This window comes from Curtobacterium sp. 1310, from assembly GCF_017834105.1.
GTDB lineage: Bacteria > Actinomycetota > Actinomycetes > Actinomycetales > Microbacteriaceae > Curtobacterium.
This window is the reverse complement of sequence record NZ_JAFICY010000001.1, coordinates 1-24,397: the sequence shown is the minus strand read 5'-3', so window position 1 is coordinate 24,397 and position 24,397 is coordinate 1. Positions and strand designations below refer to the sequence as shown.

Annotated in this window: 19 protein-coding genes and 3 tRNA genes; 8 read left to right on the top strand and 14 right to left on the bottom strand. The window is 74.2% G+C overall.

The features are described from left to right. Positions 1-3: 3 nt before the first annotated feature. The 4 genes from JOD95_RS00110 to JOD95_RS00095 form a co-directional block, all read right to left on the bottom strand. Positions 4-411: a RidA family protein gene (locus JOD95_RS00110; RefSeq protein ID WP_209682183.1), complete on the bottom strand. Its 408-nt coding sequence runs from the start codon at positions 409-411 to the stop codon at positions 4-6. Between the two features lie 84 nt (positions 412-495). Continuing rightward, entirely contained in the window at positions 496-2,832 is a 2,337-nt protein-coding gene (locus JOD95_RS00105) for a GNAT family N-acetyltransferase (RefSeq protein ID WP_307810334.1), read from the bottom strand. After that, on the bottom strand, positions 2,829-4,352 hold the full coding sequence (locus JOD95_RS00100) for a SidA/IucD/PvdA family monooxygenase (protein ID WP_209682181.1): 1,524 nt from the start codon (positions 4,350-4,352) through the stop codon (positions 2,829-2,831). The genes JOD95_RS00105 and JOD95_RS00100 overlap by 4 nt, the downstream gene beginning before the upstream one ends. After that, a complete protein-coding gene (locus JOD95_RS00095; protein ID WP_251155128.1) occupies positions 4,349-5,848 on the bottom strand; it encodes an aspartate aminotransferase family protein in 1,500 nt (499 codons plus the stop codon). Before JOD95_RS00095 ends, JOD95_RS00100 begins: the two co-directional genes overlap by 4 nt. A 200-nt stretch (positions 5,849-6,048) precedes the next feature. Between JOD95_RS00095 and JOD95_RS00090 the strand changes: the two genes are divergently transcribed. Beyond that, positions 6,049-7,170 (top strand): NAD(P)-binding domain-containing protein, encoded by a 1,122-nt coding sequence (locus tag JOD95_RS00090; RefSeq protein WP_374191718.1) that lies wholly within the window; start codon positions 6,049-6,051, stop codon positions 7,168-7,170. Positions 7,171-7,231: 61 nt separating this feature from the next. Here the strand turns inward: JOD95_RS00090 and JOD95_RS00085 are convergent, their stop codons facing one another. Then, entirely contained in the window at positions 7,232-8,437 is a 1,206-nt protein-coding gene (locus tag JOD95_RS00085) for an FAD-dependent monooxygenase (RefSeq protein ID WP_209682177.1), read from the bottom strand. Positions 8,438-8,522: 85 nt separating this feature from the next. On the opposite strand from JOD95_RS00085, the gene JOD95_RS00080 reads away from it, so the two are divergent. Then, positions 8,523-9,047, top strand: a complete 525-nt coding sequence (locus JOD95_RS00080) for a MarR family winged helix-turn-helix transcriptional regulator (protein WP_209682175.1) — start codon at positions 8,523-8,525, stop codon at positions 9,045-9,047. A 111-nt stretch (positions 9,048-9,158) separates the two neighbouring features. Here the strand turns inward: JOD95_RS00080 and JOD95_RS00075 are convergent. From JOD95_RS00075 to JOD95_RS00065, 3 genes are all read right to left on the bottom strand, one after another. After that, positions 9,159-9,234, bottom strand: a tRNA-Glu gene (locus JOD95_RS00075). Positions 9,235-9,292: 58 nt separating this feature from the next. Then, a tRNA-Glu gene (locus JOD95_RS00070) sits at positions 9,293-9,368 on the bottom strand. A gap of 98 nt (positions 9,369-9,466) precedes the next feature. After that, a complete protein-coding gene (locus JOD95_RS00065; protein WP_066654883.1) occupies positions 9,467-10,099 on the bottom strand; it encodes an MBL fold metallo-hydrolase in 633 nt (210 codons plus the stop codon). 102 nt (positions 10,100-10,201) lie between these two features. Between JOD95_RS00065 and JOD95_RS00060 the strand changes: the two genes are divergently transcribed. The 4 genes from JOD95_RS00060 (at position 10,202) to JOD95_RS00045 (ending at position 14,384) form a co-directional block, all read left to right on the top strand. Continuing rightward, complete coding sequence (locus tag JOD95_RS00060; RefSeq protein WP_209682172.1) at positions 10,202-11,548, top strand: glycosyltransferase; 1,347 nt, start codon at positions 10,202-10,204, stop codon at positions 11,546-11,548. A 74-nt stretch (positions 11,549-11,622) separates the two neighbouring features. Continuing rightward, positions 11,623-11,826: a hypothetical protein gene (locus tag JOD95_RS00055; protein ID WP_209682169.1), complete on the top strand. Its 204-nt coding sequence runs from the start codon at positions 11,623-11,625 to the stop codon at positions 11,824-11,826. Positions 11,827-11,928: 102 nt separating this feature from the next. Then, on the top strand, positions 11,929-12,834 hold the full coding sequence (locus tag JOD95_RS00050) for a beta-1,6-N-acetylglucosaminyltransferase (protein ID WP_209682167.1): 906 nt from the start codon (positions 11,929-11,931) through the stop codon (positions 12,832-12,834). After that, entirely contained in the window at positions 12,831-14,384 is a 1,554-nt protein-coding gene (locus JOD95_RS00045; protein ID WP_066654890.1) for a lipopolysaccharide biosynthesis protein, read from the top strand. Before JOD95_RS00050 ends, JOD95_RS00045 begins: the two co-directional genes overlap by 4 nt. A gap of 92 nt (positions 14,385-14,476) precedes the next feature. Here the strand turns inward: JOD95_RS00045 and JOD95_RS00040 are convergent, their stop codons facing one another. From JOD95_RS00040 to JOD95_RS00030, 3 genes are all read right to left on the bottom strand, one after another. Continuing rightward, positions 14,477-15,436: a glycosyltransferase family 2 protein gene (locus JOD95_RS00040; protein WP_081984928.1), complete on the bottom strand. Its 960-nt coding sequence runs from the start codon at positions 15,434-15,436 to the stop codon at positions 14,477-14,479. Continuing rightward, positions 15,433-16,260 carry a glycosyltransferase family 2 protein gene (locus JOD95_RS00035; protein WP_066654892.1) on the bottom strand — a complete coding sequence of 276 codons (828 nt, stop codon included), beginning with the start codon at positions 16,258-16,260 and terminating at the stop codon, positions 15,433-15,435. The genes JOD95_RS00040 and JOD95_RS00035 overlap by 4 nt, the downstream gene beginning before the upstream one ends. Before the next feature lie 487 nt (positions 16,261-16,747). Further along, positions 16,748-18,088, bottom strand: a complete 1,341-nt coding sequence (locus JOD95_RS00030) for a glycosyltransferase family 2 protein (protein WP_066654894.1) — start codon at positions 18,086-18,088, stop codon at positions 16,748-16,750. Positions 18,089-18,317: 229 nt separating this feature from the next. Here JOD95_RS00030 and JOD95_RS00025 point away from each other — a divergent pair, with 229 nt between their 5' ends. Then, positions 18,318-20,537, top strand: coding sequence for a hypothetical protein (locus tag JOD95_RS00025; protein WP_066654896.1), 2,220 nt, complete (start codon positions 18,318-18,320; stop codon positions 20,535-20,537). Next, positions 20,527-21,405 carry a glycoside hydrolase family 16 protein gene (locus JOD95_RS00020; protein ID WP_066654898.1) on the top strand — a complete coding sequence of 293 codons (879 nt, stop codon included), beginning with the start codon at positions 20,527-20,529 and terminating at the stop codon, positions 21,403-21,405. The genes JOD95_RS00025 and JOD95_RS00020 overlap by 11 nt, the downstream gene beginning before the upstream one ends. A gap of 230 nt (positions 21,406-21,635) precedes the next feature. Here the strand turns inward: JOD95_RS00020 and JOD95_RS00015 are convergent. The 3 genes from JOD95_RS00015 to gltX all read right to left on the bottom strand — a co-directional run bounded on the left by JOD95_RS00015 (position 21,636) and on the right by gltX (position 24,211). Continuing rightward, a tRNA-Gln gene (locus JOD95_RS00015) sits at positions 21,636-21,707 on the bottom strand. Between the two features lie 46 nt (positions 21,708-21,753). After that, on the bottom strand, positions 21,754-22,713 hold the full coding sequence (locus JOD95_RS00010; RefSeq protein ID WP_144411319.1) for an NAD(P)/FAD-dependent oxidoreductase: 960 nt from the start codon (positions 22,711-22,713) through the stop codon (positions 21,754-21,756). A 10-nt stretch (positions 22,714-22,723) separates the two neighbouring features. Further along, positions 22,724-24,211 (bottom strand): glutamate--tRNA ligase, encoded by a 1,488-nt coding sequence (gene gltX / locus JOD95_RS00005; protein WP_066658382.1) that lies wholly within the window; start codon positions 24,209-24,211, stop codon positions 22,724-22,726. Positions 24,212-24,397: the final 186 nt, after the last annotated feature.

Below are 24,397 nucleotides of genomic sequence, written 5' to 3'. Positions count from 1 at the left end.
ACGTCAGTCCACCAGGGCGGCCACACCCTCGACCTCGACGAGCTGGTCGTCGTAGCCGAGGACGGTCACCCCCGTCAGCGTGCTGGGCACGTCGTGGTCCCCCATCGCGGCCCGGACGACCTCCCACGCGGCGACGAGGTCGGCCCGGTCGGACGACGCCACGAGCACGCGGGTGTGCAGGAGGTCGCCGAGTCCGGCGCCGGCCGCGGCGAGCGCCGTCTCGAGGTTGGCCATGCACCGAGCGGCCTGGGCACGGTGGTCCCCCACGGCGACGGTGCGACCCTGCTCGTCGAGCGGGCAGGCCCCGGCGAGGAACACCAGTCGGGCACCGGCAGGCGCGGTGGCGGCGTACGCGTACTCCGCCGCGGAGCTGAGTCGGTCGGAGCGGATGAGCTGCACGGCGCTGGTCACCCTGCCAGCCTGCCACGACCGGACCCGCGGGAGCGTGCCCGCCGCCCGCGGGACCGGCCCGGAGCCGCCCGTGTGAGCGGATCCTCAGCGTGCGACGGGGTTCGCCGTGCGGCCGGCGCGGATGAGCGAGTCGGTCTGCGCCGACAGGTCGACCATCTGCAGGGTGTTCCGCAGCTGCAGCCGGTTGAGGCACGAGTGCTCGAAGTCCGGCACGCGGAGGTCGATCGGCCGCGCCCGTCCCGCCGCGGTGTCGTCCACGCAGGAGCCGACGAGCCGCCAGAAGACCCTGCTCGGCAGGACTCCGTCGTCGTCGAGGATCGCCGCGAGGTACCGGAGCACCCCGTCGAACACGTCGGTGAAGACGCCGAGCGCCGCCTCGTCGTCGTCCACGGGGTGCACGATCCGCTCGATCCCGGCGGGCACCGGGACGTCCCCGACGACCACGACCTCCTCCCCGATGTCCTTCATGAACACGCGGGACACCGCACCGTCGCGCAGCACGAGCACGAGGTTCTCGCCGTGCGGCATGAACAGCAGCTGGTGCTCGGTGAGGCAGTGCACGACGGGGCGGAGGTACGCGTGAAGGTACCGCTCGACCCACGACGCGGCGTCGAGCCCCGACTCCGCGACGAGCGCAGCAGCCACCGACCGCCCCCTCGCGTCCCGGTGGAGCAGCGCCGCCATGGTGATCGGCCGCTCCCCCGGCAGCAGGCGCGGCACCGGGCTCTCCCGCCAGAGCGCCGCGAGCATCTTCCGCTGCGGTGCACCCTGCTGCGCGGACACGGCCCCGATCCGGTGCCAGACGTCCCCCGTGTACCCGATCGCCGCGTGCTCGCGGAGCACCCCGAAGCCGGCGTCGGCCAGGACCGGATCGGACCCCACGAGGTCGGCCACCCAGTCGTTCACCGCGGGCGCGGTCCGCATGTACGCCGGTGACATTCCCCGCAGGAAGCCCATGTTCTGCACGGCGAGCGCCGTCTTCACGTACGACCGCTCCGGCCGGGAACGGTTGAACGCGGTGCGGATCGACTGCTGCGGCTGGTGGTCGTCCGGCCCCTCGCCGAGGTCGACGAGGTCCTGCCGCCCGAGGTCCGGGGCGAACGTCACCGCGATCCGGTGCTGCCACTGCCAGGGGTGCACCGGGAACCACGTGTACTCCGCGGGGTCGAGCCCGCGTCGGTCGAGCACCTCGTGGAAGCGCGCGACCGTCGACGCGTCGAGCTCGGCGTCCCAGTGATGGTGCTCGGACCGGTCCGCGGCGAGCGCCAGGTGCGTGTGCTCACGACGGGCTGCGAGCCACCGGTACCGGAAGCGCCCGCCGGACTCGGGGGCGAACGCGCGGTACTCGTCGAGCCCGAACCCGATCCGCCCGTTCGCGGCGACGAACGCCGGGTGCCCCTCGGTCATCGCGGCCTCGGCGTCCTGGAACCCCGCGACCACGTCGCCGTCCGACCGGCCGCGGGCGAGCTGCGCGGCGGAGGGGCCGCCGCGCCGGTGCTTCGCCGCGGCGCTGGCGAGCGTCGAGGCGATCTCCTCCAGGTACGTCCCGAGGAGGGCGTCGGGGATCCCGAGCTGCTCGTGCAGCGCGAGCACGAGGTCCTGTGCATCGAGCGGCGCCGGGACGCCCGCGCGGCTGCGGGTGAGCGAGGCCTCGTCGACGACCCAGTGCTCGAGCGTGTGCACCCGCGCGCGGAAGCGGTAGGTCGAGTCCCCGGCGTCGAGCACCCAGCCCGCACCGTCGGGCCGTGGGGCGACCAACCGTTCGTGCGTGAACTCCGCGATCGCCTTGGCGACGAGGTGCCGCTCGGCCGGCTCGAGGTGCTCCGGCCGCAGGTGCGCGGCGGGTCCGTCGTCGTCGGGCGTGCCGATCCGGCCGGTGTCCAGGACCGACAGCAGCGCGCGCTTGCCGTCGACGTCGACCTCGCGCAGGACACGGAACCCGACCTCGGCGTTCTTCCGCTGCACCGCCGTGTTGCGCACGTCCGGCTCGACGACGACCCGCTGCGCGCCGAGGGCGTCGCGGCAGTGCTCGACCACCGCTCGCATCACGGCACGTGTCAGCCCGTGGACACGTCCCTCGTCGGGCGGCGGAGCGACGAGCAGGTGCATGCCGACGTCGCCCGGTTCCGCGTCCCACACGTCGGTGAGCAGCACGGCCGCCGGGTCGTAGGTCTCCGCGTACGCGACGGGCTCGCCCTCCCACCGGAGCACCCACCCCGCCTGCGCCGGGTCCTCCTGCACCGAACGGAGGTACGTGCGGACCGCGTCGGTGTCGTGGTCGGACATCGCCCACCACGAGGACGCCGGGGCGGCGAGCCACGCCTGCACGACGGCGGCGTCGCGGTCCGGGACCACCGGGTGGACGGACGGGAGGCCCGTGGTCGCGTCCGCCCGTGCGGCGACGGTCGCCAGGGCGCTCACGACGCGGCCCCGGCGGTCGCGGTCCGACGGGCTGCCGCGGCTGCGGCGCTCGCCGGGGCGTCGGCGACGGGACCGGCCGCAGCGTCCGGCCCGGTGCCGGCCGCAGCGGCCGCTCCGGTGTCGGCAGCAGCGTCCGGAACCGGCCGTCCACCGGGCAGGCCGAACTCCTGGAAGGCGATCCGCTCCTCCAGGCCGTACACGGACCGCCCCGTGACGGAGCGGATGATCGAGGCGTTCCGCCACGCCCCCATCCCGAGGTCGGGGGCGGTCAGACCGTGCGTGTGCTCCTCGGCGTTCTGCACCCAGATCCGTCCGCCGAGGGTGTCGACGTGCAGGTCGCGTGCGACGGCGAACCGACCGCGGTCGTCGCGGCGGACGAGGTGCTCGACCGGGGCGAGGAAGTCCGGGGTCCGCGGTCGGTACCCGGTCGCGAGGACGAGCCGGGCGACCTCGTGCACCGCCTCGGTGCCGAGCTGCGCGTGTCGGAGGGTCAGTCGGAAGCGGTCCCGCTCGGGCAGCCACGCAGCCGCGACGACGCTGGTGTCGGTCCGGAGCGTCGTCGGGACCGGCCCGCGGGCGCTGATCCGGTAGAGCGTGTCGTAGACCTCGTCCACCAGGTCGGCGCTGATGCCCTTGTACAGCCCCCGCTGCTCGCGACCGAGCCGGTCTCGCACCTCGCCGGGCAGGGCGTGGAAGTGGTCGGTGTACTCCGGGCTCGTCATCTCGAGCGTGAGCTTGGTGTCCTCCATCGGGAAGAACCGGGGCGATCGGGTGATCCAGTCGAGGCGGTAGCCGCCGTCGCGGATGCCCTCGAGCAGGTCGCGGTAGACCTCGGCCGCGGACTGCCCGCTCCCGACCACGGCGATCGAGTCGGCGCTCCGGAGCGCGTCACGCGCCGGCAGGTACCCCGCGGAGTGCACGACCGGTCCGTCGAGGTCGCGGAGCGCCTCGGGCACCGCGGGTTCCGTGCCGATGCCGAGCACGACGTGCCGGGCGACGTACCGCTCGGACCCGCTCGGGGTCTCGGCGTGCACGGTGAACAGGTCGGTGTCCTCGTCGTGCTCGACGGCGACGACCCGACGGCCCCAGCGCAGCGTGTCGAGCCGTTCGGCGGCCCAGCGGCAGTAGGCGTCGTACTCCACGCGCAGGGGGTGGAAGTCCTCGCGGATGAAGAAGGGGTAGAGCCGCCCGGTCTCCTTGAGCCAGGCGAGGAACGAGAACGGCGACGTCGGGTCCGCCATGGTCACGAGGTCGGCCAGGAACGGGACCTGGATGGTGGCGTCGTCGAGCATCATGCCGTGGTGCCAGGCGAAGCCGTCGGCCTGGTCGAGGAACACGGCGTCGAGGTCGTCGATCGGGTCGGTCAGGCAGGCGAGCCCGAGGTTGAACGGGCCGATCCCGATCCCGACCAGGTCGAGGACGCGGCCGGCACCGTCGCCGGTGTCGCTGGTCCTGGTGCCGGTGTCGCTGGTCCTGGTGCTGGTGGCGCTGGTGCTGGTGGTGCTGGTGCTGGTGGTCACCGGGTTGCTCCCGTCGTCGTGCCGGCCGTGCTGGGGACGCCGCTGGCGTGCAGGCGCGCCGCGGTGTCGACCACGTGGTCGAGCGCCGCGACGACCTGCGTCGTGCTCGTGGTGGGGTTGAGCAGGGTGAGCTTGCTGCACGGACGGCCGTCGATCACGGTCTTCGCGACGAGCACCCGCCCCTCGGCGAGCAGGGCCGCGCGCAGCGGCGCGACGAGTGCGTCGGCCTCGGCGTCCGACACCCCGTCCGGCTGCCAGCGGAAGAGCACCGTGCTCAGCTGCGTCGGCGCGACGAGCACCAGGTCCGGGTGTGCCGCGACGTGCTCGTGCACCCGCTCCGTGACGTCGAGCACCGCGTCGAAGGCCCGTCCGATCGCCTCGGCGCCGCTCGCCCGGAGGGTCGCCCAGAGCTTGAGGGCGTCGAACCGCCGGGTGGTCTGCAGGGACTTGTCGACCTGGTTCGGCTCGTCGGCGTCCTCGGGGTTGAGGTAGTCCGCGTGCCACGAGGCCCGGCGGAGGTCCTCCGGGTCCCGCACGAGCAGCGCGCTCGACGACACCGGCTGGAAGAACGACTTGTGGAAGTCCGCGGTGACGCTCCGCGCTCGTCCGATGCCGGCGAGCAGGTGTCGGCGGGTCGGGGACACGAGCAGGCCACAGCCGTACGCGGCGTCGACGTGCAACCAGACGTCCTCGAGGTCGCAGACGTCGGCGATCGCCTCGAGCGGGTCGATGCAGCCGCGGTCGGTCGTGCCCGCGGTCGCGACGACGGCCGCGGGCGTCCGGCCCTCGCGCCGGGCGTCGGCGATCGCGTGTGCGAGGGCGTCCGGTCGCATCCGGCCGGCTGCGTCGGCGGCGACGTCGACCACGGCACGTTCCGGCAGGCCGAGCAGCATCGCGGACTTCCGGACGCTGAAGTGGCTCGACGCGGTGGCGAATACGACGAGGTCGTCGAGTGCCGGCGAGCGGTGCGCACGGTCTCCCGCGCGGAGCGGTGCGGTCGCGGCCTGGCGCGCCAGGAGCAGGGCGTGCAGGTTCGACTGGGTCCCACCCGAGGTGAAGACCCCGTCCCCCGTCGGGAAGCCGATCGCGTCCGTGACCCACCGGACCGTCCGACGTTCGATCTCGGTGCCGATCCGCGACTGGTCCCAGGTGTCGACCGACGGGTTGACCGCCGCGAGGACCGCCTCGGCAGCGACCGCGGGCACCGCCACCGGACAGTTGAGGTGCGCGAGGTACCCGGGGTCGTGGAACCAGACGGCCTCCGCGGTGAAGAGGTCGTCGACCTCGGCGACGGCGGCCTCCGCCGACCCGAGCGGTCGGTCGAGGTCGACCGCCGCGACACGCTGCCGGAGGACGGCGGCGGGCGTGTCGGTGGTCGGCGCGGTGACGGCCGCGAGTCGGTCGGCGGTCCGGTCGACCGCGCCCCGGACGACCCTGCGGTACCGGTCGGAGCGGTCGGACGTGAGGAGTTCGAGCAATGGCGTGGAGCTGTTCACGTTAGGTAAGGCTAACCTCACTCCTCCGCGGAACGGAAGCCACACCCGGGGGAAGACCGGTCGTTCTGTCGCGCTCGGCCCGCCCCGGCCTGCCCCGGTACGCTCACCGGGTGACCTGCCCTCCGTCCGCCGCCGACGCCGACGCGGACGCGACCGCCGATGCAGTCGCGACCGTCGACGCCGTCGCGACCGTCGCCGTCATCGGCGCGGGGCAGGCCGGGCTGTCGGTCGCGCACCACCTGCGCCGACGCGGGTTCCGCGCCGTGTCCGGCGCCGGGGACCGCGGCGGGCCGGCCGGCAGGACCGTCGTCGTGCTCGACGCGAACCAGCGGCCAGGAGGCGCGTGGCAGCACCGGTGGGCGTCGCTGCGGATGGCCACGGTGAACGGCATCCACGACCTGCCCGGCACGCCGCTCCCTCCCGTCGACCCTGCGGAGGAGGCCCGCACCGCGGTCCCCCGCTACTTCGCCGACCACGAGGCGCGCGAGGCCCTCCCGGTGCTGCGGCCCGTCCGCGTGCGGTCGGTGACCCCGGTCGACGACCGCCCCGACGGGGCACTCCGTCTCGACACGGACCACGGCTCGTGGCTGGTGCGCGCCGTGGTGAACGCCACCGGCACGTGGGACACCCCGGTGGTCCCGGACGTGCCGGGTGCCGCGTCCTTCCTCGGCGAGCAGCTGCACAGTCGCGACTTCGTCGACGCCGAGCACTTCCGCGGCAGGCGCGTGGCCGTCGTCGGCGGCGGGATCTCCGCGGTGCAGCTGCTCGGGGAGATCAGCCTCGTCACCTCGACCGTCTGGTACACCCGGCGCGAACCGGTGTTCCTGCCGGGCGGCTTCGTCCACGAGGTCGACGGCGTCGACGTGGAACGACGCGTGGCCGCCGACGTCCGGGCCGGTCGACCGCCGGCGAGCATCGTGTCGTACACCGGACTGATCTGGACCGGCGCGCTGCGTGACGCCGCTCGGCGCGGTGTGCTCGAGCGGCGGCCGATGTTCACGCGGGTCCGACCGCACGGCGTCGTGGAGGCCGACGGCACCGACACCTCGGTGGACGTCCTGCTCTGGGCGACCGGGTACCGCGCGGACCTCGACCACCTGGTGCCGATGCACCTGCGCGGCCCGCTCGGCGGCGTCCCGGTCGCCGGTACGCAGGTGACCGACGAGCCGCGCGTGCACCTCGTCGGGTACGGCCCGTCGCAGTCGACCGTCGGGGCGAACCGCGCGGGCCGGGCCGCCGCCCGCGACCTGGACCGCTGGCTCGACACCCACGAGGGCACCCGCGGGGACGGTCGACCGCCGAGTGCTGACGTCGAGGGCTGACCGCCGGACCCCGGACCCCGGACCCGATCAGCGTCTCGCCGAACGGTGCCGCCGAGCAGCCTCAGGCCACCGGGACCGGTGGGAGCTCGCGGTCGGTCTCGGCGACGCGGGTGGCCTTCGCCGCGAGGCCCTGCAGCGGCCCCTCGAGCAGCACCCTGTCGGCGACGTGGCGGAGCGCGAGCCCGAGCCGGGTCCGGGGGTAGGCGAACCGGACGATCCCGCGCGGGATGCCCTGCACGTCGTCCACGAGCGGTCGCATCCAGTCGTCGAACGCCGCGAGCGCACGGTCGAGGTCCGCACGGTCCGAGGAGCGACCCGTGACCGATGCGGCGAGCACGTACCCGCTGGTGAGGGCGAGCGACGCGCCTCCTCCGCCCATGGGCGTGACGCACCACGCCGCGTCGCCGACGAGGGCCACGCGGCCCCGTCGCCAGACGGGCATCCGCACCTGGGTGAGCCGGTCGACGTAGACGTCGTCCGACGTGGCGAAGCCGTCGAGCACACGGCGCGACTGCCACCCGGCGTCGGCGAACCGTTCCTCGAGCCCCGCCTGCACCCCCGTGCGCTCGGCGCCGGTCACCCCGTCGTCGTCGCCGGCCCAGGCCAGGATCGCGCGGGTCGTGTCGTACGGGTCGGGGCGCAGGTGCACCTGGCGTCCACCGACGGCGTTGTACCAGCGCCACCGTCGGTCGTCGGAGTCCGTCCGAGGGATCGTCCCGAACGCCATCGTGACGCCCAGGTCCCGCTCGGCGACGTCGCCCGGGTGGTCGAACACCAGCGCCCGGGTGGTCGACCGGACACCCTCGGCGACCACGAGCAGGTCCGCCCGGAGCGTCCGACCTGAGGTCGTCGTGACGGCGACGTGTCCGGGCGCGGTGTCGTCGACGTCGGTGATCCGCTCACCGAAGACGAAGGGCACCTCGTCGGGCAGCGCGTCGCGGACCGTGCGGGCCAGGTCGCCCCGGAGCACCTCGAGCTCGGCGGTCGCGCCGTCCGGCCCCTCGGGCAGGGTCGCGGTCACCCGTCCCTCGGTGTCGACCAGGACGGTCCCGGTCTCGGTGGTGTTCGCGGCACGGACCGCATCCGTCAGCCCCATCCGCTCGAGCACCTGCTTCGCGACGCCGCGGACGTCGACGTTCTGCCCACCGTCACGGAAGGCCGGAGCGCGTTCGACGACGGTGACGTCCCAACCGGTGTGCCGGAGCCACCAGGCGGCGGACAGACCTGCGATGCTCGCTCCCGAGATCACTGCGTGTGGTGCGGACATGTCCTGCTCCTCGTGTGCTGCGCGGTCGGCTGGGACCGACCGCTCGTGCTTTACAGTGAAGCGACTTGACTGTGGAGGAACCTGGATGCCCGACATCGACCCGCTCACGACGGACTGGCAGGACGACGAGGTCGCCGTCATGCACCACCTCCGGGACTGGGCCGTGGCGTTCGAGGAGCTCGACCGGCACCTCGGCGTGTGGATGGGGATGTCGACGACGGATGCGAACGCCCTCGGTCAGGTGCTGTGGGCCGAGCAGGCGGGCGAGCCGCTCTCCCCCGCGCAGCTCGCCCGGCAGATCGGCATGACGTCGGGTGCGACCTCGGTGCTCGTCGACCGGCTCGAGACGGCAGGGCACGTGACCCGCCACCGCGAGAGCACGGACCGCCGGCGGGTGACCCTGCGCGCGACCGCCGCGGCGCGGGCTGCGAACGAGGCGTTCCTCGCGCTCGCCGGGCGCGAGATCGCCGGCGCCCTCCGCGAGAGCGACCCCACCGAGCTCCGGGCCGCACTGCGGTTCCTCGCGCGGATGACGACGGCCGCGACCGCGGCGAACACGCGCCTCGCGGCGCGTCGGAGCGGTGGTTCGACCACCGCGACCGCCCACTGATCGACGGGCGGCGCCTCGCCGGGAGCAACGGGCTCCGCATCCCCGAGAGCACCGCCTCGCCGCGAACGACGAGAACCCCTCCGGGCCGGAGCTCGGAGGGGTTCTCGGGTGTGGTGACCCCAGCGGGATTCGAACCCGCGTTACCGCCGTGAGAGGGCGACGTACTAGGCCGCTATACGATGGGGCCGCACGCCCCGCTCGAGAGCGGGACACACTCGTTGTCGGACTCGGAGGCTAGCCACCTGTGGTGACCCCAGCGGGATTCGAACCCGCGTTACCGCCGTGAGAGGGCGACGTACTAGGCCGCTATACGATGGGGCCGTTCCGACAACCCGATAAGTATGGCACAACGCGCGCACGCTGCCAAAACGGGGCGTGTCGCCCGGGTGTGCCGCGCCTCCGGGCGGATCCGCAGTGTCTCAGATCGTGAGCGACTCGCCGGGCCGGAGCACGACGAGTTCCCCGTCCCCGAGCGCCTCGCGCTGCCGGTCGGTGTGCATGGCGAAGCCGATCTCGGACAGCGTCGCCTCGTGCACCGGGTAGGCGCGCCGCGGACCGACCGCGGCGATCCAGTCCATCATCTCCTCGACCTTGAGCCACGGTGCGCCGACCGGAGCAGCGAGGACCTCGACGGGGACGCCGGGCACCGTGTACGCGTCCCCGGGGTGGAAGAGACGACCGTCCACCAGCACCCCGGTGTTGTCGACGAGGGGCACCGAGGAGTGGATGCGCTGGTGCCGGGCGCCGTGCAGGTCGAGCGTGAAGGGGCCGACCTCGCGGTGGTCACCGTCGCCGACCACCTCGACCGTGATGCCCGCGTCGGCGAGCGCCGCGGCCACGCCCGACGGCCCGAGGACCACCGCGTCCGGATTCCGGTCGAGGATCCCGTGCAGCTGCTCGGGGGTGCCGTGGTCCGGGTGCTCGTGCGTCACGACGACGGCCACGACCCCGGTCACGTCGACCGGGCGGGTGAACCCGCCGGGGTCCAGGACGAGCCGTGCCCCGTCCTTCGTGACGACCTGGCACGCGTGCTCGAGCTTGGTGACCTCCATGCGGGCGACCCTACGCGCGTGGCTGCGGGGTTCCGCACGGGTCCCGCCACGGTCCTGGCACGCCGTTGTCGGACGTCGATGCGTGCCCGTAGCGTCCGGGACATGGCCACCACCACCGCCGTCGCCCTGCCCGGACCCCGGCGCGTCGTGCACGTCGACCTCGATGCCGCGCTGCCGGAGCTCGTCGCCGACGGGACCGGTACGGAGGCCCTCGTCGTCGGACGCCGCGACGGGTACCCCGTCTGCACGGCCGGGCTGACGCTGACGGCCGACCCGTCCGACGCCGCGCGGGTGCTGCGGGCGCTCGCCGCATCGTCGTCCGTGACCACCCCGACCGCGCCGGCCCCCGTGCACGACGACGACCTGCCGTCGGTCTCCGTCGTCGTGTCCACCGTGGTCGACCGCGTCGAGGGCCTCGGTCGGTTGCTCGACGCCCTCGAGCGCCACGACCACCCGGAGCACGAGGTCATCGTGGTCGACAACCGTGTCCGGGTCCCGGAGGACGACCCGCTGCCGGCCCTGCTCGCGGGACGCCGTGTCCGACTCGTCGAGGAACGGCGCCCCGGGCTGTCCGCCGGGCGGAACGCGGGGGTCGCTGCGGCACGTGGCGAGGTCGTGGCGTTCACCGACGACGACGTGCAGGTCGACCCGCGCTGGCTCCGTGCCCTCGGCGAGCGCTTCGTCCGGGAGCCGGAGCTCGACGCCGTCGTCGGCGTGGTCCTGCCGACCGAGCTCGCGACGCCCGCGCAGGTCTGGTACGAGGCGTACTACGGCGGCTTCAGCGGCGAGCGCTCCTTCGAGCCGGTGACCATCGTCCCCGAGGACGTGCCCGGCGCGATGCGCTTCGCCCGCGTGGCCGCGGTGCGACCGGACGGCTCGGTCCGGCGACGGTTCGCGGTGTACGGCATCGGTGCGTACGGCGCCGGCGCGAACATGGCGTTCCGCCGGACACTGCTCGAGTCGGTCGGTGGGTTCGACCCGACCCTCGGCGCCGGGTCCCCCGCACGCGGCGGCGAGGACCTGGCGATGTTCGTCGAGACCCTCTGGCGCGGCGGACGCATCGGCTTCGAACCCCGCGCCGTCGTGCACCACCGGCACCGCCGGACCGTCGCGGAGCTGCACGCGCAGCTGCACGGCAACGGCGTCGGGTTCGCCGCCCTGCTCTGCGCACTCGTGGCCCGGGACCGACGACACGTCGCCGTCCTCGCTCGGCTCGTCCCCCTCGCAGCGACGGCGAAGGCCCGGGTCGCGGCAGCGGCCCTGTTCCGCGGCCGTGGCGCCGACCACCGACCGGCCGCGGACCCGACCCTCCCGGCTCCGGCGAGCACACCGGTGCCACGGTCGCTGGCGTACCACGAGCTCCGGGGATTCCCCTCGGGACCGTCCGCATGGCTCCGCAGTCGTCGACGCTGGCGCGCCGTCGGGGCGGGACGTCCCCTCGCCGGGTGACCGGAGGCGCGGCGCCACGCGTGACCGTAGGATCGGTCACGTCCCGACGACTGCGTCGGGCGCGAGGAGGGCGCATGCTGCTGGGTACCGACACCGAGCGCCGTGACGTCCCGGCGGACGACGCCACGGGTCCAGCGCCGGTGCTGCACCTCGTCGCACCGAGCGCGACGGACACCGCCACGTGCGCGTGCGGCCACCAGCGGGAGGCGCACGAGCACTACCGACGAGGCTCGGACTGCGCGCTCTGCGACTGCCCGCGCTTCCGTCGCCGGGGCTGACCGCCGCGCTCGAGCGGTAGCGCGTGCGGGAAACCGCTGCATCCCCGCAGCCGCCCCGGCGGTTCCTTGTCGGGCTCCGGGGCCGGAGTTAGCGTCGCTCGCATGCCCACCCCCACCGCGGAGCTCGCCTGCGTCGTCCTCGCACACGAGGACGCGACCCAGGTCCGCCGACTCCTCGAGGCGCTGGACCCCTGCCCCGTCTTCCTGCACTGCGACGTCCGCACTCCGGCCGCCGTGCACGACGCGATGACCGACGGGCTCCCGTCGCGCGTCCACCTGCTCGACCGCCGGCGCACCGGATGGGCGCGGTGGGAGAACGCAGCAGCGGAGCTCGCCGGGTACCGCGCCGCGCTCGCCGGGACGGATGCGAGCCACATCGCCGTCCTGACGGGCAGCGACTACCCGCTCGCCACCGCCGACGAGGTGCGCGCGGTGCTCGGGCGCCACCCCGGTCGTTCGTTCCTCGTCACCCACCCGCTCCCGCACCCGGACTGGCGCGGCGGGGGCTGGTCGCGGTTCCGCTACCGCCACTGGGCGTGGCGCAAGCACATGCTGCGGCTGCCGGTGCCGCGTCGGCTGCCGCGTGGGGTCGTCCTGACCGGTGGGTCCCAGGTGAAGCTGATCAGTCGCGAGCACGCGCAGGCCGTGGTCGACGTCGTGGACGCCCGCCCGGACCTCGTGCGCTTCTGGCGCCGCGTGTGGATCGCCGACGAGTCGCTCGTGGCCTCGATCCTGAACTCCCCCGCACTCGTCCCGGGGTTCGCCGACGAGCACCTCGAGCACCCGCTCTGGTACATCGGGTGGGACGGTACCCGGATGAAGAGCCCGCCGTGGCTCGGGACGCCGGACGCCGGACGCCTGCTGGAGCACTGGACCGGTCCGGACGACCAGCCGCCGTACCTGTTCGCGCGGAAGTTCTCCACGAGCCGCAGCGCCGACCTGCTCGACCTCGTCGACGCGGCGGTCGGCCTGCGGGCGCACCGTCCCGCCGGGGCCACCGCGCCGTGAGCGTCCCGTCCGACACCGGGAGTGCGACGCGGACGACGACGGTGCGGCGCGCCGGGCGGCACGTCGCCCGTACCCGCGACACCACGAGCAGCCCCGGCAGCACCGCCGGCACGGACACCGGCAGCACCGACACCGGCAGCACCGCCGTCCGCACGGGTGCCTCGGCGCTCTTCGGCCGGGGCATGCTCTACGTGGTCGTCTGGTCCATGCAGCTGGTCGTCAGCTCGCTCGTCTCCCCCGTCCTCGCGCACCTGCTGCCGCCGTCCGAGTTCGGCGTGCTCGCGTCCGCCATCGCGCTCTTCCAGGCGCTCGGCGTCCTCGCCGTGGCCGGACTCGACCAGGCGGCGGTGCTGCAACGCGCCGAGGACGGCGACGACCGTCGGGCCCGCGGGCTCGTCCCGGTCGGTGCGGTCCTCGCGACCCTCGTCACGCTCGCGGCGCTGGGGTCGCTGCCGGCGTGGGGTGACGCGGCCGGCTTCGTCGGCCAGCACCCGCTCCTCCTGGTCGCGGTGCTCTGGACGCTGCCCGCGGCGGTCGTGCAGACGTCGCTGGCGCTCCTCGTGGCGCAGGACCGGATCCGCGTCTTCGCGGTCACCAGTCTGCTGTCGTCGGTGGGCGGCTCGGTCATCGGCCTCGGCCTCCTCGTGCTCGTGCACGCCGACGCGACCACCTACGCCTGGGGCGGCGTGGTCGCGCAGGGCGTGGCGATGGTGATCGGCGTCGTCGCCGTCCGCCCGCGCCTGCGGGGGCTGGTCGACCACGCGACGACGGCACGCGCCTTCCGGCTCGGCGTGCCGATCGCGCTGGGCAACCTGTCCTACTTCGTCCTGAACGCCGGGGACCGCATCGTCGTGCAGCGCCTCCTCGGACCCGACGAGGTGGCCCGCTACCAGATCGCCTACGTCGTCGGTTCGGCGGTCGTCCTGCTCCTGACCTTCACGAACAGCGCGTGGGCGCCGCACTTCGCCGCGCTCCGCGACGCCGCCGCACGACGGCGCCTCGCGATGCACGCGCGTGACGAGCTGTACCTGCTCCTCGCGCCGGTGCTCCTCGCCGTGACCCTCGTGTCGCCGGTCGCGCTCCCGGTGCTGGCACCGCCCTCGTACCGGGTCGAGGAGCTGTCGGTCGTGGTGTTCGTCGTCGCCCTGACGGCCTTCCCGGTCGTCGCGAGCGGCGCCACCGGACGACTGCTCGTCGTGGAGCGCCGCGGTGTCGCCGTCGGGGTGATCGCCGCCACCGCCGCCGCCGTGAACGTCGGCGCGAACCTGCTGCTCGTCCCACCGCTCGGCATCGCCGGCGCCGCGCTGTCCACGGTGCTGTCGTACGCGCTGCTCGCCGTGCTGCAGCAGGCCGCGCTGCGGGACCGGAGGCTGTGGCGTGGACCCGCCCGCCGGGTCCCCCTCGTCGTGGTGCCGGCCGTGCTCCTGGCTGCGGCCTCCCTGCTCGCCCCGCAGGACGCCGTCTGGGACGTCGTGCGCATCGTCGGCGTCGTCGCCTGCCTGCCCTGGTTCCTGCAGCGGCTCCGGGCGGCCCGCGGCGACTCGCGCTGACCTGCACCCGCGCGCACCGACGCCCGCCCGGGCAGCACGCGCGAGGCCCCCGGTACCCACGCGGGGTACCGGGGGCCTTGCATCTGCCGGGGTCAGACCGCGACGGGCTCCGGAGCCGGCGCCGTCGCCCGCACCACGACGGCGCCGAACGTCCGCCCGACCGCGTACCCGGTCACCGTGGCGACGACGCTCGTCACGATCGCGAGCGCACGGACACCACCACCACGGCCGACCGTCCCGAGCTCGCGCAGGAGCGCCCTCGGCAGCACCCGGGTCAGGTAGGTGCCCTCGCTCGAGAGCGAGTCCCGCGCACCGACCCGTCGGCTCAGGATGGCCTTCGAGATCCCCTCGTAGTAACTGCGACGACGGACGTACCGCATCGACACCCGGTCGGCCGACACGCGGTGCGAGACGTTCGACCGCGGCTCGTAGCGGATCCGGGCCGTCGGGCGCATCTGGGCGATCCGGATGCAGAGCTCGGTCTCCTCGCAGCCCAGCGGCTGGTTGCCGACCCGACCGATGCCGGACCGGAACCCGCCCGCGGCGAGCAGGACGTCCCGCCGGAACGCCATGCTCGACCCGATCACGTTCCGGACGTCGCCGGCCTCGGTCGGCAGCCCGGTGTAGCTGCAGCCGACGATCCAGAGCAGCTCGTCCGGGAACGGTCCGGCGCCGGTGGTGTCCGGCCACGACGGGGTCGCGCGGCCGCCGACCCCGACGACGTCGGGCAGCTCGAGGGACTCGACGAGGTGCATCAGCCAGTCCGGGTCCGCCGCGGCGTCGTCGTCGAGGAAGGCCACGACGTCGGACGCGGCGAGTGCCACGCCCGTGTTCCGGGCGCCGGACAGGCCGCGCTCCTCGGCGTTCGGGACGACCCGCAGCTCGGGCCACCTGGCCGCGGCGCGGAGCAGCAGCTCGGGCTCGTGGTCGATCACGACGACGACCTCGGTGGCCTCGGGCTGCCGCTTCGCCGACTCCACGGCTGCCTGCAGGTCGCCCCAGCGCTGCTGGGTGTAGGCGCAGATGACGACCGCGACCGTGGGCAGGCTCACGCGGCTTCCTCGTCGAGGACGGCCACCGGCTCCGCAACGGCGCGGGCGCGCACCGGCGTCGGCGCGAGACGGGCGCGGGCGGCGACCTCGCCGGCGCGACGACGCTCGTGCATGATCGAGGTGAGGACGCGGATGCCGTCGCTCACGGCGTTGAGGTTGCTCGTGCCGTGCACGCGGAGCTTCTCGTGGCTCGGGACCTCGGTGATCGCGAAGCCGGCGGCGGACCACCGGCAGGTCAGGATCGTCTCGATCTCGAAGCCGTCACCCCACCGCATCGATCCGTCGGCGGGCTGCGGGAGCGTCGAGGACAGCAGACCGACCGTCGGCAGCGTGTCCGCCCAGAACGCGTTGTAGCCGTAGCAGAGGTCCGTGTACCGCGCACCGAGCAGCAGGTTCGAGATGATGTTGAGCCCCTTGTTGCCGAGGCCCCGGATCACCGTGATGTCGTCGCTGCCGCCGCCGGGCGCGTACCGGGACCCCTTGGCGACGTCGGCACCGGCGACGAGGGCGTCGACGAAGCGCGGGATCTCGGCGGCGTCCGCGGAGCAGTCCGCGTCGAACATGACGACGACGTCGCCGGTGACCGCCTCGAAGCCGCAGGCCAGTGCGTTGCCCTTGCCCTTCCGGGTCTGCTGCACGACCGTGATCGACGGCATCAGGCGCCGCGCGGTCGCGACGGTGTCGTCGACCGAGTTCCCGTCGACGAGGATCACCTCGTGCACGGGCGGCAGCATCGGCAGGATGATCTCGAGGTTGCGCGCCTCGTTGCGTGCGGGGATGACGACCGAGACACGGGGGTCTCGGGGTCGGACGGTGGTGCTCATGGTGCTCCTGTCGGGTTCAGGCTGCGTGGGTCGTGTCCCGTCGGTCCGGCGCTGGGTGGGCGCCGGTGGGACGTGTGGGGATGGTCCGTGGGGCGGGTGGGGTGCTCTCACCGCGGGGACGGGGGTACGCCGTTCCCGCGGCGGTCCCACCTTCGTCCGCGCCGTGGTCACCGGTCAACGCGGCGCGGGGTGCGTTGCGGCAGCCGCGACCGCGCGTACGGAATCCCGCAAGCGGGCGCGGATCGTGCGGGCACGGCGGCCGGGAGGCACGTGCTGACGCTCCGACGCACCGCCCGACGCGCCACGTGGCGACCGGGAGGGGCGGGACGGGTGGACCGTTCGTCCGACGTCCCGCACGTCGTCGCGTCGCGGCGCGGGGTGCGGCCGCGCGACGGTCGCTGCGGTCCGGTACCGGGCCGGGCCGCAGCCCGCGGTGCGGGCGCACGGCGCGCCTCCCGGTCGGCACGCGGTCGGACCGCGTGCCGGATCAGGAGGTCCGGCGGGCGGCAGCCGAGCGGGCGCGCACCGTGTGACGGGACCGCGCGTAGCGACCGACACCCCGCAGCACGGCGCGGAGCTCGACGCCGCGCACCGCGGCGACCTCGCGGTCGAAGGCGCTGTCACCCGCTGCGGGGACGGTGTCGGAGCGCGCCGGCCCACCGGCGACGTCCGCCGCGGGGACTGCCGCCCCGGCGAGCAGGTGCCGGACCGCGCCGGGCGCGCGGACCAGCGCCATCCCGAGCGTCCGTGGCCGGAGGGCGGTCTTCGTCAGCCACGCCCCGAGCCCGGTGCCGTACCCGACCGCCTGGGTGCGGAGTGCGGCGACGTCGGCGCGGTGCCGGTGCCAGACCAGGGCGGAGGGCTCGACCGCGAGGGCCGCGCCGGAGAGCACCACGCGGGCGAAGACGTCGATGTCCTCGCCGCCGCCCGTGGCGGTGCCGACGCCGAGCGCCTCGTCGAAGCCCCCGAGCGCGAGCACCGCGTCACGGCGCATCGCGAAGTTCGCCCCGGTGCCGTAGTCGCCCACCGAGAACGGGAAGAGCGGCCGGTCCGCCGGCGGGGCGGTGAGCCGGAACACCCGCGGGGTGAGGTTCCGCGACCAGGTCACCCGTTCGTCGAACCAGCGCTGGGCCGGCGTGCGGAGCTCGCCGCTCGCCACGAGCCCGCTGACGCACACGACGTCCTCCCCGCGGGCGAAGCCGGACGCGAGGGCACGGAGCCACCCGCGGTCGACCACCACGTCGTCGTCGGTGAACGCGACGACCTCGCCGCGGGCGGCGCGGACACCGGCGTTCCGGGCGCTGGACAGCCCGGGCGTCGGCTCGAGCACGTACCGGATGCGCGGGTCGGTGCCGGGCGCGGTGACGAGTCGACGGGTGGCGTCGTCGGACGGCGCGTTGTCGACCACGACGACCTCCAGGTCGGGGTGGTCGAGCGCGAGGACCGACCGCAGGGCGTCGGCGAGCTGGTCGGCGCGGTCGCGGGTGCAGAGCACGACGGTCGTGCTCGGGAGCCGCACCGGCACGGGCGGGTGCTCGGCCGGGGGCAGCGCGTCGACGGCCGCGCGGAGCTCGGAGGCGTCGACCGCCCCGTCGGTGACGGGCAGGTCGACGAAGCCCCGGGGCGACGTGCCCGCACGGACGAGGAGCCGCGCCGTCCGGTGGCCGGCGGCGTCCGCCAGCGGGATCGCGACGTCGCCGTCGGGGACCTCGTGCGCGTCGACGGCGCCGACCCAGACCGCACCCGGCCAGGTGGGCGGCTCGGGGCTCGCCATCGTGCGCTCGAGCACGAGGCGGGACGACGACGGTCGCGGCGGCGTGGAGGTCATGGGACCACCGTCGTCGGCCCCGGCGGTGGCGTCAACGCGGCCGCGGGGAGCCTGCGGTTCCCCCGCAGGAGCGGACGCGACCGTGCGTGATGCCGCAATGCCGCAGGGCACCCGCACAACACCGTCGGCACCCTCGTCGGTGGCGGTCGACGATGGTCGACTTGCCTCGACAGCCGGCACCCGACCCGAAGGAACGCCCGATGCCCCTCACCACCGCGGTGGTCACCCCGTGACCGCGACGGCGCCCACGCGGGTGGAACTCCGCCGGGCGCACCGGGTGCACCGGTCCCCGCTGCCGGCGGTCGCTGCCGCGGTGCTGGCGTTCGCGGCGACGGCGGTGCTGCTCACCGGGACGACCGGTCCGGTGCAGACCGCCGTGGTCCTGACGGCGCTCCTCGTCGTGCCCGGGACGGCCGTCGTCCGGCCCCTCCGCCTGACCGAGCCGGTGAGCCGGGCGGCGCTCGTCCTCGTCGCCGGTGCCGCGGTCGACACCGTCGTCGCCCTCGCCATGGTCTGGACCCAGCGCTGGGCCCCCGTCCCGGCGGCGGGCCTCGTCCTCGTCGTCAGCGGCTGGGCGGCGCTGGCGCACGGGGTCGTCACGGCCCGGTCGTCCGACCGGGCGTCGGTGCAGCACGCCGTCCGCTCCGCCTGGGCAGCACGCCGCGACGGTACGGTCGTCCGGCTCGCGGTCGGCGGCGGCGTGCTCGTCACGGGGGTCGCGCTCTGGGTCGTCGGCACGGCGCAGACCACCAGAGGGGCGCTCGGCGAGTGGGGCCTGCTCACCGCCGTCCCCCCGGTGTGGTGGGTCGGTGCCGGTGCGGTCCTCGCGGTGACCGTCGTCGCGCTGGTCGACCGTCGGTTCCCGGCCGCGCTCGGCACCGCCACCGCCGCCGTGCTCGTCGTGGTCGTGTACGGCACGGCGAACCTCGCGGCTGCCGAGCCCCGACCGCCCTGGGTCTTCAAGCACATCGCCGTCACCGCGTACATCCAGCAGCACGGCTCGGTCGACCCGGCGATCGACATCTACAACCGCTGGCCGGGCTTCTTCGCGGTGAGCGCCTTCCTCGGTTCCGTCACGGGGACCACGGACGCCGCCGCGCCGGTCCGCTTCGTGGAGGTCGCGTTCGCCCTGCTCGACGGTGCCCTCGTCCTCGGCATCGCCCGGGCGCTCGGGCTCCGGGGCCGCTGGGCGGTCACGGCCGCCGTGGTCTTCAGCGCCGCGAACTGGGTCGGTCAGGACTACTACTCACCGCAGGCGTTCGCCTTCGCGCTCTTCCTCGCCGTCGTGCTCGTCGTGCTCACCACGCTGCGCAGCACCCCGAACGCGCTCGGGCGCGGGATCGTCGGTGTCGTCTCCCGGCTGCTCCGGGCCCGCCGGGCACCGATCGTGCCGACCGGTGGGACCGTCGCGGCCGTCGACCCCGGTACCGCCGCCACCCGCACCGCGACCGTCACCGCAGTGGTCCTGGTCGTGCTCCTCCAGGCGGTGATCACGGCGTCACACCAGCTCACGCCGTACGTGCTCGTCGCCGCGTTCGTCCCGCTCGTCGTGATCGGGGTCGTCCGACCCTGGTGGACCGCGCTGCCCGTCGTCGCCGCACCGCTGCTGTACCTCCTGCCGAACCTCGACTACGTGCAGGAGAAGTTCGGCCTGACCACCGGGTTCGACCCGGTGAGCAACGCCACGGCCGCCTCGACGTCCATCGCGATCCCGTCGCTCGCGACCACCCTGCAGAGCCGCGGGGTGCTCGCCCTCACCGCCCTGGTCGCGGTCGTCGCCCTGGTCGGCATCGTGCGGACGGTGCGTGCCGGTCACGGCCACCGGGCACTGCTCGTGCTCTGGCTCGCCGCGTGCCCGGTCGTGCTCGTCCTCGGGCAGAGCTACGGGGGTGAGGGCAGGTTCCGCGTCGTGCTCTTCTCGGCGCCCTTCCTGGCGATCGCCGCCGTCCACGCGCTGCACGGGCGTCGGCTCCGTCTCCTGCTCACCGGCGCACTGGTCGGCGTGACGACGCTGCTCTTCGTCGCGACGACGTTCCAGGCCGAGCAGGCGAACCGGACGCCGGCCGGCGAGGTCCTGGCGGCGCGGTGGCTGGACGGCCGCTTCACGGCGGACGACACCCTGACGACCGTCGGCGGCTTCCCTGCCGTCATCGGCGCCGGGTACCCCGCCTACCTGCAGCGCTGGGGCCAGGTGCAGTCGCTGGGCGACCTCACGCAGTGGTACCCGGACGGCATCACGCCGGCCGACCTCGACGAGTCGCTCGCGGACCGGGCGCACGGCGGGGACGCGTGGCTGGTGTTCTCCGACGCCGAACGCGCGGACGTGGTCGCCCGCGGCACCGCGACGGGCGCGGAGGTCGACGCCCTCGAACGTTCGGCAGCGGATCGCGGGACGCTGCGCTACGACCGCGACGGTGTCCGGATCTACGAGGTCGCCCGTGCGGCGTGAGCCCGCGACGCCCGAACCGGGCCCCACACGGCGCGACGTGCTGCGCCGCGGTGCGGTCGTCGCGGGACTCGTCGGCGCCGCGGCGCTGACCGGCACCGTGGCCGTCGTCCTGCCGACGGCGATCCGCCGGGCCGACCGTGCCGTGCCCGCGGAGATGCCCTCGGGGACGGTCGAGTCGGGCGGGGTCCGCTGGGTCCCGTACCTCGCCGAGGACTTCGACCGCGACGCCGCCCACGGCGACCTGCTCGCGGTCTACCCGGCGATGGCCGAGTACCGCGGGTTCCGCGACACCTCGGGCAAGGGGATCTACCACCCGGACGAGGTCGTCTCGGTCCACGACTCGACGCTCGACTTCCACCTGCGGACCGAGGACGGTCAGCCACTCGTCGCGGCCGTGCTGCCCGCGGGCTACCGGTCGTACACGCACCAGCGCGTCTCGATCCGCTACCGGGCCGGTGATGCCCCCGGCTACAAGTTCGTGATGCTCCTCTGGCCGCTGTCGGGCGACTGGAACGAGGGCGAGATCGACTGGCCGGAGGGCGACCTGGGCGGCGACGTCCGCCCGGTGTCGGCGGTGCCGGGCAGCTTCGACGCCGCGGACCGCACCATGCGGTTCCTGCCGGAGGACGCTCCGACGGTGCCGGGCGGCCAGCAGGACTGGCACGTCGCCACCGTCGAGTGGACCGCCGACGTCGTGCGCTTCTGGTGGGACGGTGCACTGGTCGCCTCGACGACGGGCGCCGTGCCGAGGGTGCCGATGCGCGTCACCCTGCAGGCCGAGACCGCGATCGGCGACGCCCGCGTGCCGGCGGGGTCCGACGGGCACGTGCTCGTCGACTGGGTCGTGGCGTACCGCGCGGCCGACTGACGCCGAGCGGGCTCCTGCCCGGACGCCGACCACGACGGACCGACCGTCGACACCTCCGGGACACCGGCGCTCCTCGGTGCCGGCGTCCGGTGTCGTTCCGGGCGTTCCGCGTCCGTTCGCGCGCCCGGTGTCGATTCGGGCGTTCCGTGTCGATCCGGGCGTGTCTCCTCGTACGAGGCGCCCGGGAACGGGAAAAGCCCCCGGGATCTCCCGGGGGCTTTTCCTTCGAGCTGGGGTACCTGGACTCGAACCAAGAACGACGGTACCAGAAACCGCTGTGTTGCCAATTACACCATACCCCAAAAGGCCTGCTGGCCTTCCGTTCCCCGTTGTCCGGGGCACGATCAACTACTGTACAGCATCCCGGAGGTCCTCGAGACCACCCACCAGGTCCCGGTGCACCGCGGCTGCCGTCGACGCCCCGTGACCGGCTGCCACGACGAGCTGCTCGGGACCCGGCGGGGTGACGTCCCCGACGGCGTACAGCCCGGGCACCCGGGTCCGACCGACGCGGTCCACGCGGAGGAGCCCTTCGGCGTCCCGGTCCGCCGGCGCGTCGAGCCAGTCGAGGTCGGCGTGCCACTGGGGTCGCACGAACGCTCCGGTGTGCGGCCGCACGTCGCCGTCCGCCAGGCGGACACCGGTGAGGCCGTCCCGACCGCCCTCGAGGTCGGCCACGGGCCGTTCGTCGACCGTCACGCCCGCCGCCGACAGTCGCGCACGGCCGGCATCGTCCAGCACCGCGGCACCGTTCGTGTAGACCACCAGGTCGTCGGTCCACGAACCGACGAGCAACGCGCGGTCCACCACGTCGGGCGTCTCGCACAGGAACGCGAGGGGTTGCCCTGCGTGCTCGTACCCGTCGCACTCGACGCAGCTGTGCACCGACGTGCCGTAGAGGGCTCGCAGGGACGGCAGTGCCGGGAACTCCTCCCGGAGCCCGGTCGCGACCACGACGGCCCTCACGCGGGCCCGCAGCTCGGCCCCGCGGGAGGAACCGTGCACCGACCAGCCGTCACCCTCGCGGGACACGTGGTCGACGACCGACTGCACGACGGTCGCCTCCGGGTAGGACTCGACCTCGACCCGGCCGAGCTTCCGGAGCTCGAGCGGCGAGATCCCGTCGCGCGTGACGAAGCCGTGCGAACGGAGTGTGGCAGCGTTGCGCGGTCGGTTCGCGTCGACGAGCAGCACCGTCCGCCGAGCGCGGACCAGGTTGAGCGCAGCGCTCAGCCCGGCCGGACCGGCACCGATGACCGCGACGTCGACGGACAGGACGTCGCCGTCCCGCGCACCCGGAGTCGTCACCACGACGGTGTCAGCGGTCCGCGAGTCGGCGGAGACGGGTGAGTGTGGACTCCTTGCCGAGGATCTCCATGGACTCGAACAGCGGCGGGCTGATCCGGCGCCCGGACACGGCGACGCGGAGCGGTCCGAACGCCACGCGCGGCTTGAGGCCCATGCCGTCGATGAGGGACGACCGCAGGGCTGCTTCGATCGACCCGGTCGTCCAGTCCTCGACGCCCTCGAGCGCGGTGACCCCGGCGTGGAGCACGTCCCCGGCGTCGTCCTTCAGCGTGGCGCGGGCGTCGTCCTCGACCACGAGCTCGTCGTCGGTCGTGAACAGGAAGCCGAGCATCGCCGGAGCCTCGCCGAGGAGCTGCATGCGCTCCTGGACCAGCGGGGCCGCCGCCGCCAGCACCCGCTCCTGCTCGGCGGTCGGCGGCACCGACACGAAGTCCGTCAGGTACGGCAGCAGGCGTCCGCGGAAGTCGTCGGCGTCGAGCAGACGGATGTGGTCACCGTTGATCGCCTCGGCCTTCTTGTGGTCGAAGCGGGCGGGGTTCGGGTTCACGTCGACGACGTCGAACGCGGCGACCATCTCGTCCGACGAGAAGACGTCGCGGTCCGGGCCGATCGACCAGCCGAGCAGCGCGAGGTAGTTGAGGAGCCCCTCCGGCACCATGCCGGCGGAACGGTGGTGGAACAGGTTCGACTCGGGGTCGCGCTTCGAGAGCTTCTTGTTGCCCTCCCCCATGACGTACGGCAGGTGACCGAAACGCGGGACGACGTCGGTGATGCCGACCTCGACGAGCGCCTCGTACAGCGCGATCTGCCGCGGGGTCGACGACAGCAGGTCCTCACCGCGCAGCACGTGGGTGATCCCCATCAGGGCATCGTCGACCGGGTTCGTGAACGTGTACAGCGGCTTGCCGTTGGGGCGGACCACCACGAAGTCCGGGAAGGTGCCCTGCTTGAAGGTGATCTCGCCGCGCACCAGGTCGTCGAAGCTGAGGTCGCGGTCGGGCACACGGAGCCGCAGCGCCGGCTGCCGCCCCTCGTCGCGGAACGCCTGGCGCTCGGCCTCGGTCAGGTCGCGCTCGTGGTTGTCGTACCCCTGCTTCGGGTCGCGACCGGCGGCCGTGTTCCGGGCCTCCATCTCCTCCGGTGTCACGTACGACTCGTAGACGTGGCCGGACGCACGCAGCTTCGCGATGACGTCCTCGTACACGTCCGAGCGCTCGGACTGGCGGTACGGACCGTGCGGACCGCCCACCTCGACGCCCTCGTCCCAGTCGAGCCGGAGCCACCGGAGCGCGTCGAGGATCTGCTCGTAGGACTCCTCGCTGTCCCGAGCGGCGTCGGTGTCCTCGATGCGGAACACGAGCTTGCCGCCGGTGTGGCGCGCGTAGGCCCAGTTGAACAGGGCCGTCCGGATGAGCCCCACGTGCGGGGTCCCGGTCGGGCTCGGGCAGAAACGGACTCGGACGTCGGAGCCGGTGGCAGTGGTGAACGGTGCAGTCATGACCACACGATCCTACCGGCGCGCCACGCTACCCGACCTGCGGTGGCGGTGTGCGGGTCGGCCCGTTAACGCAGGAAACCCCTGACCGATCACGGTCAGGGGTTTCCTGGTGTTGCTGAAGTTGAGTCCGGCGGCGTCCTACTCTCCCACAAGGTCCCCCTTGCAGTACCATCGGCGCTGAGAGGC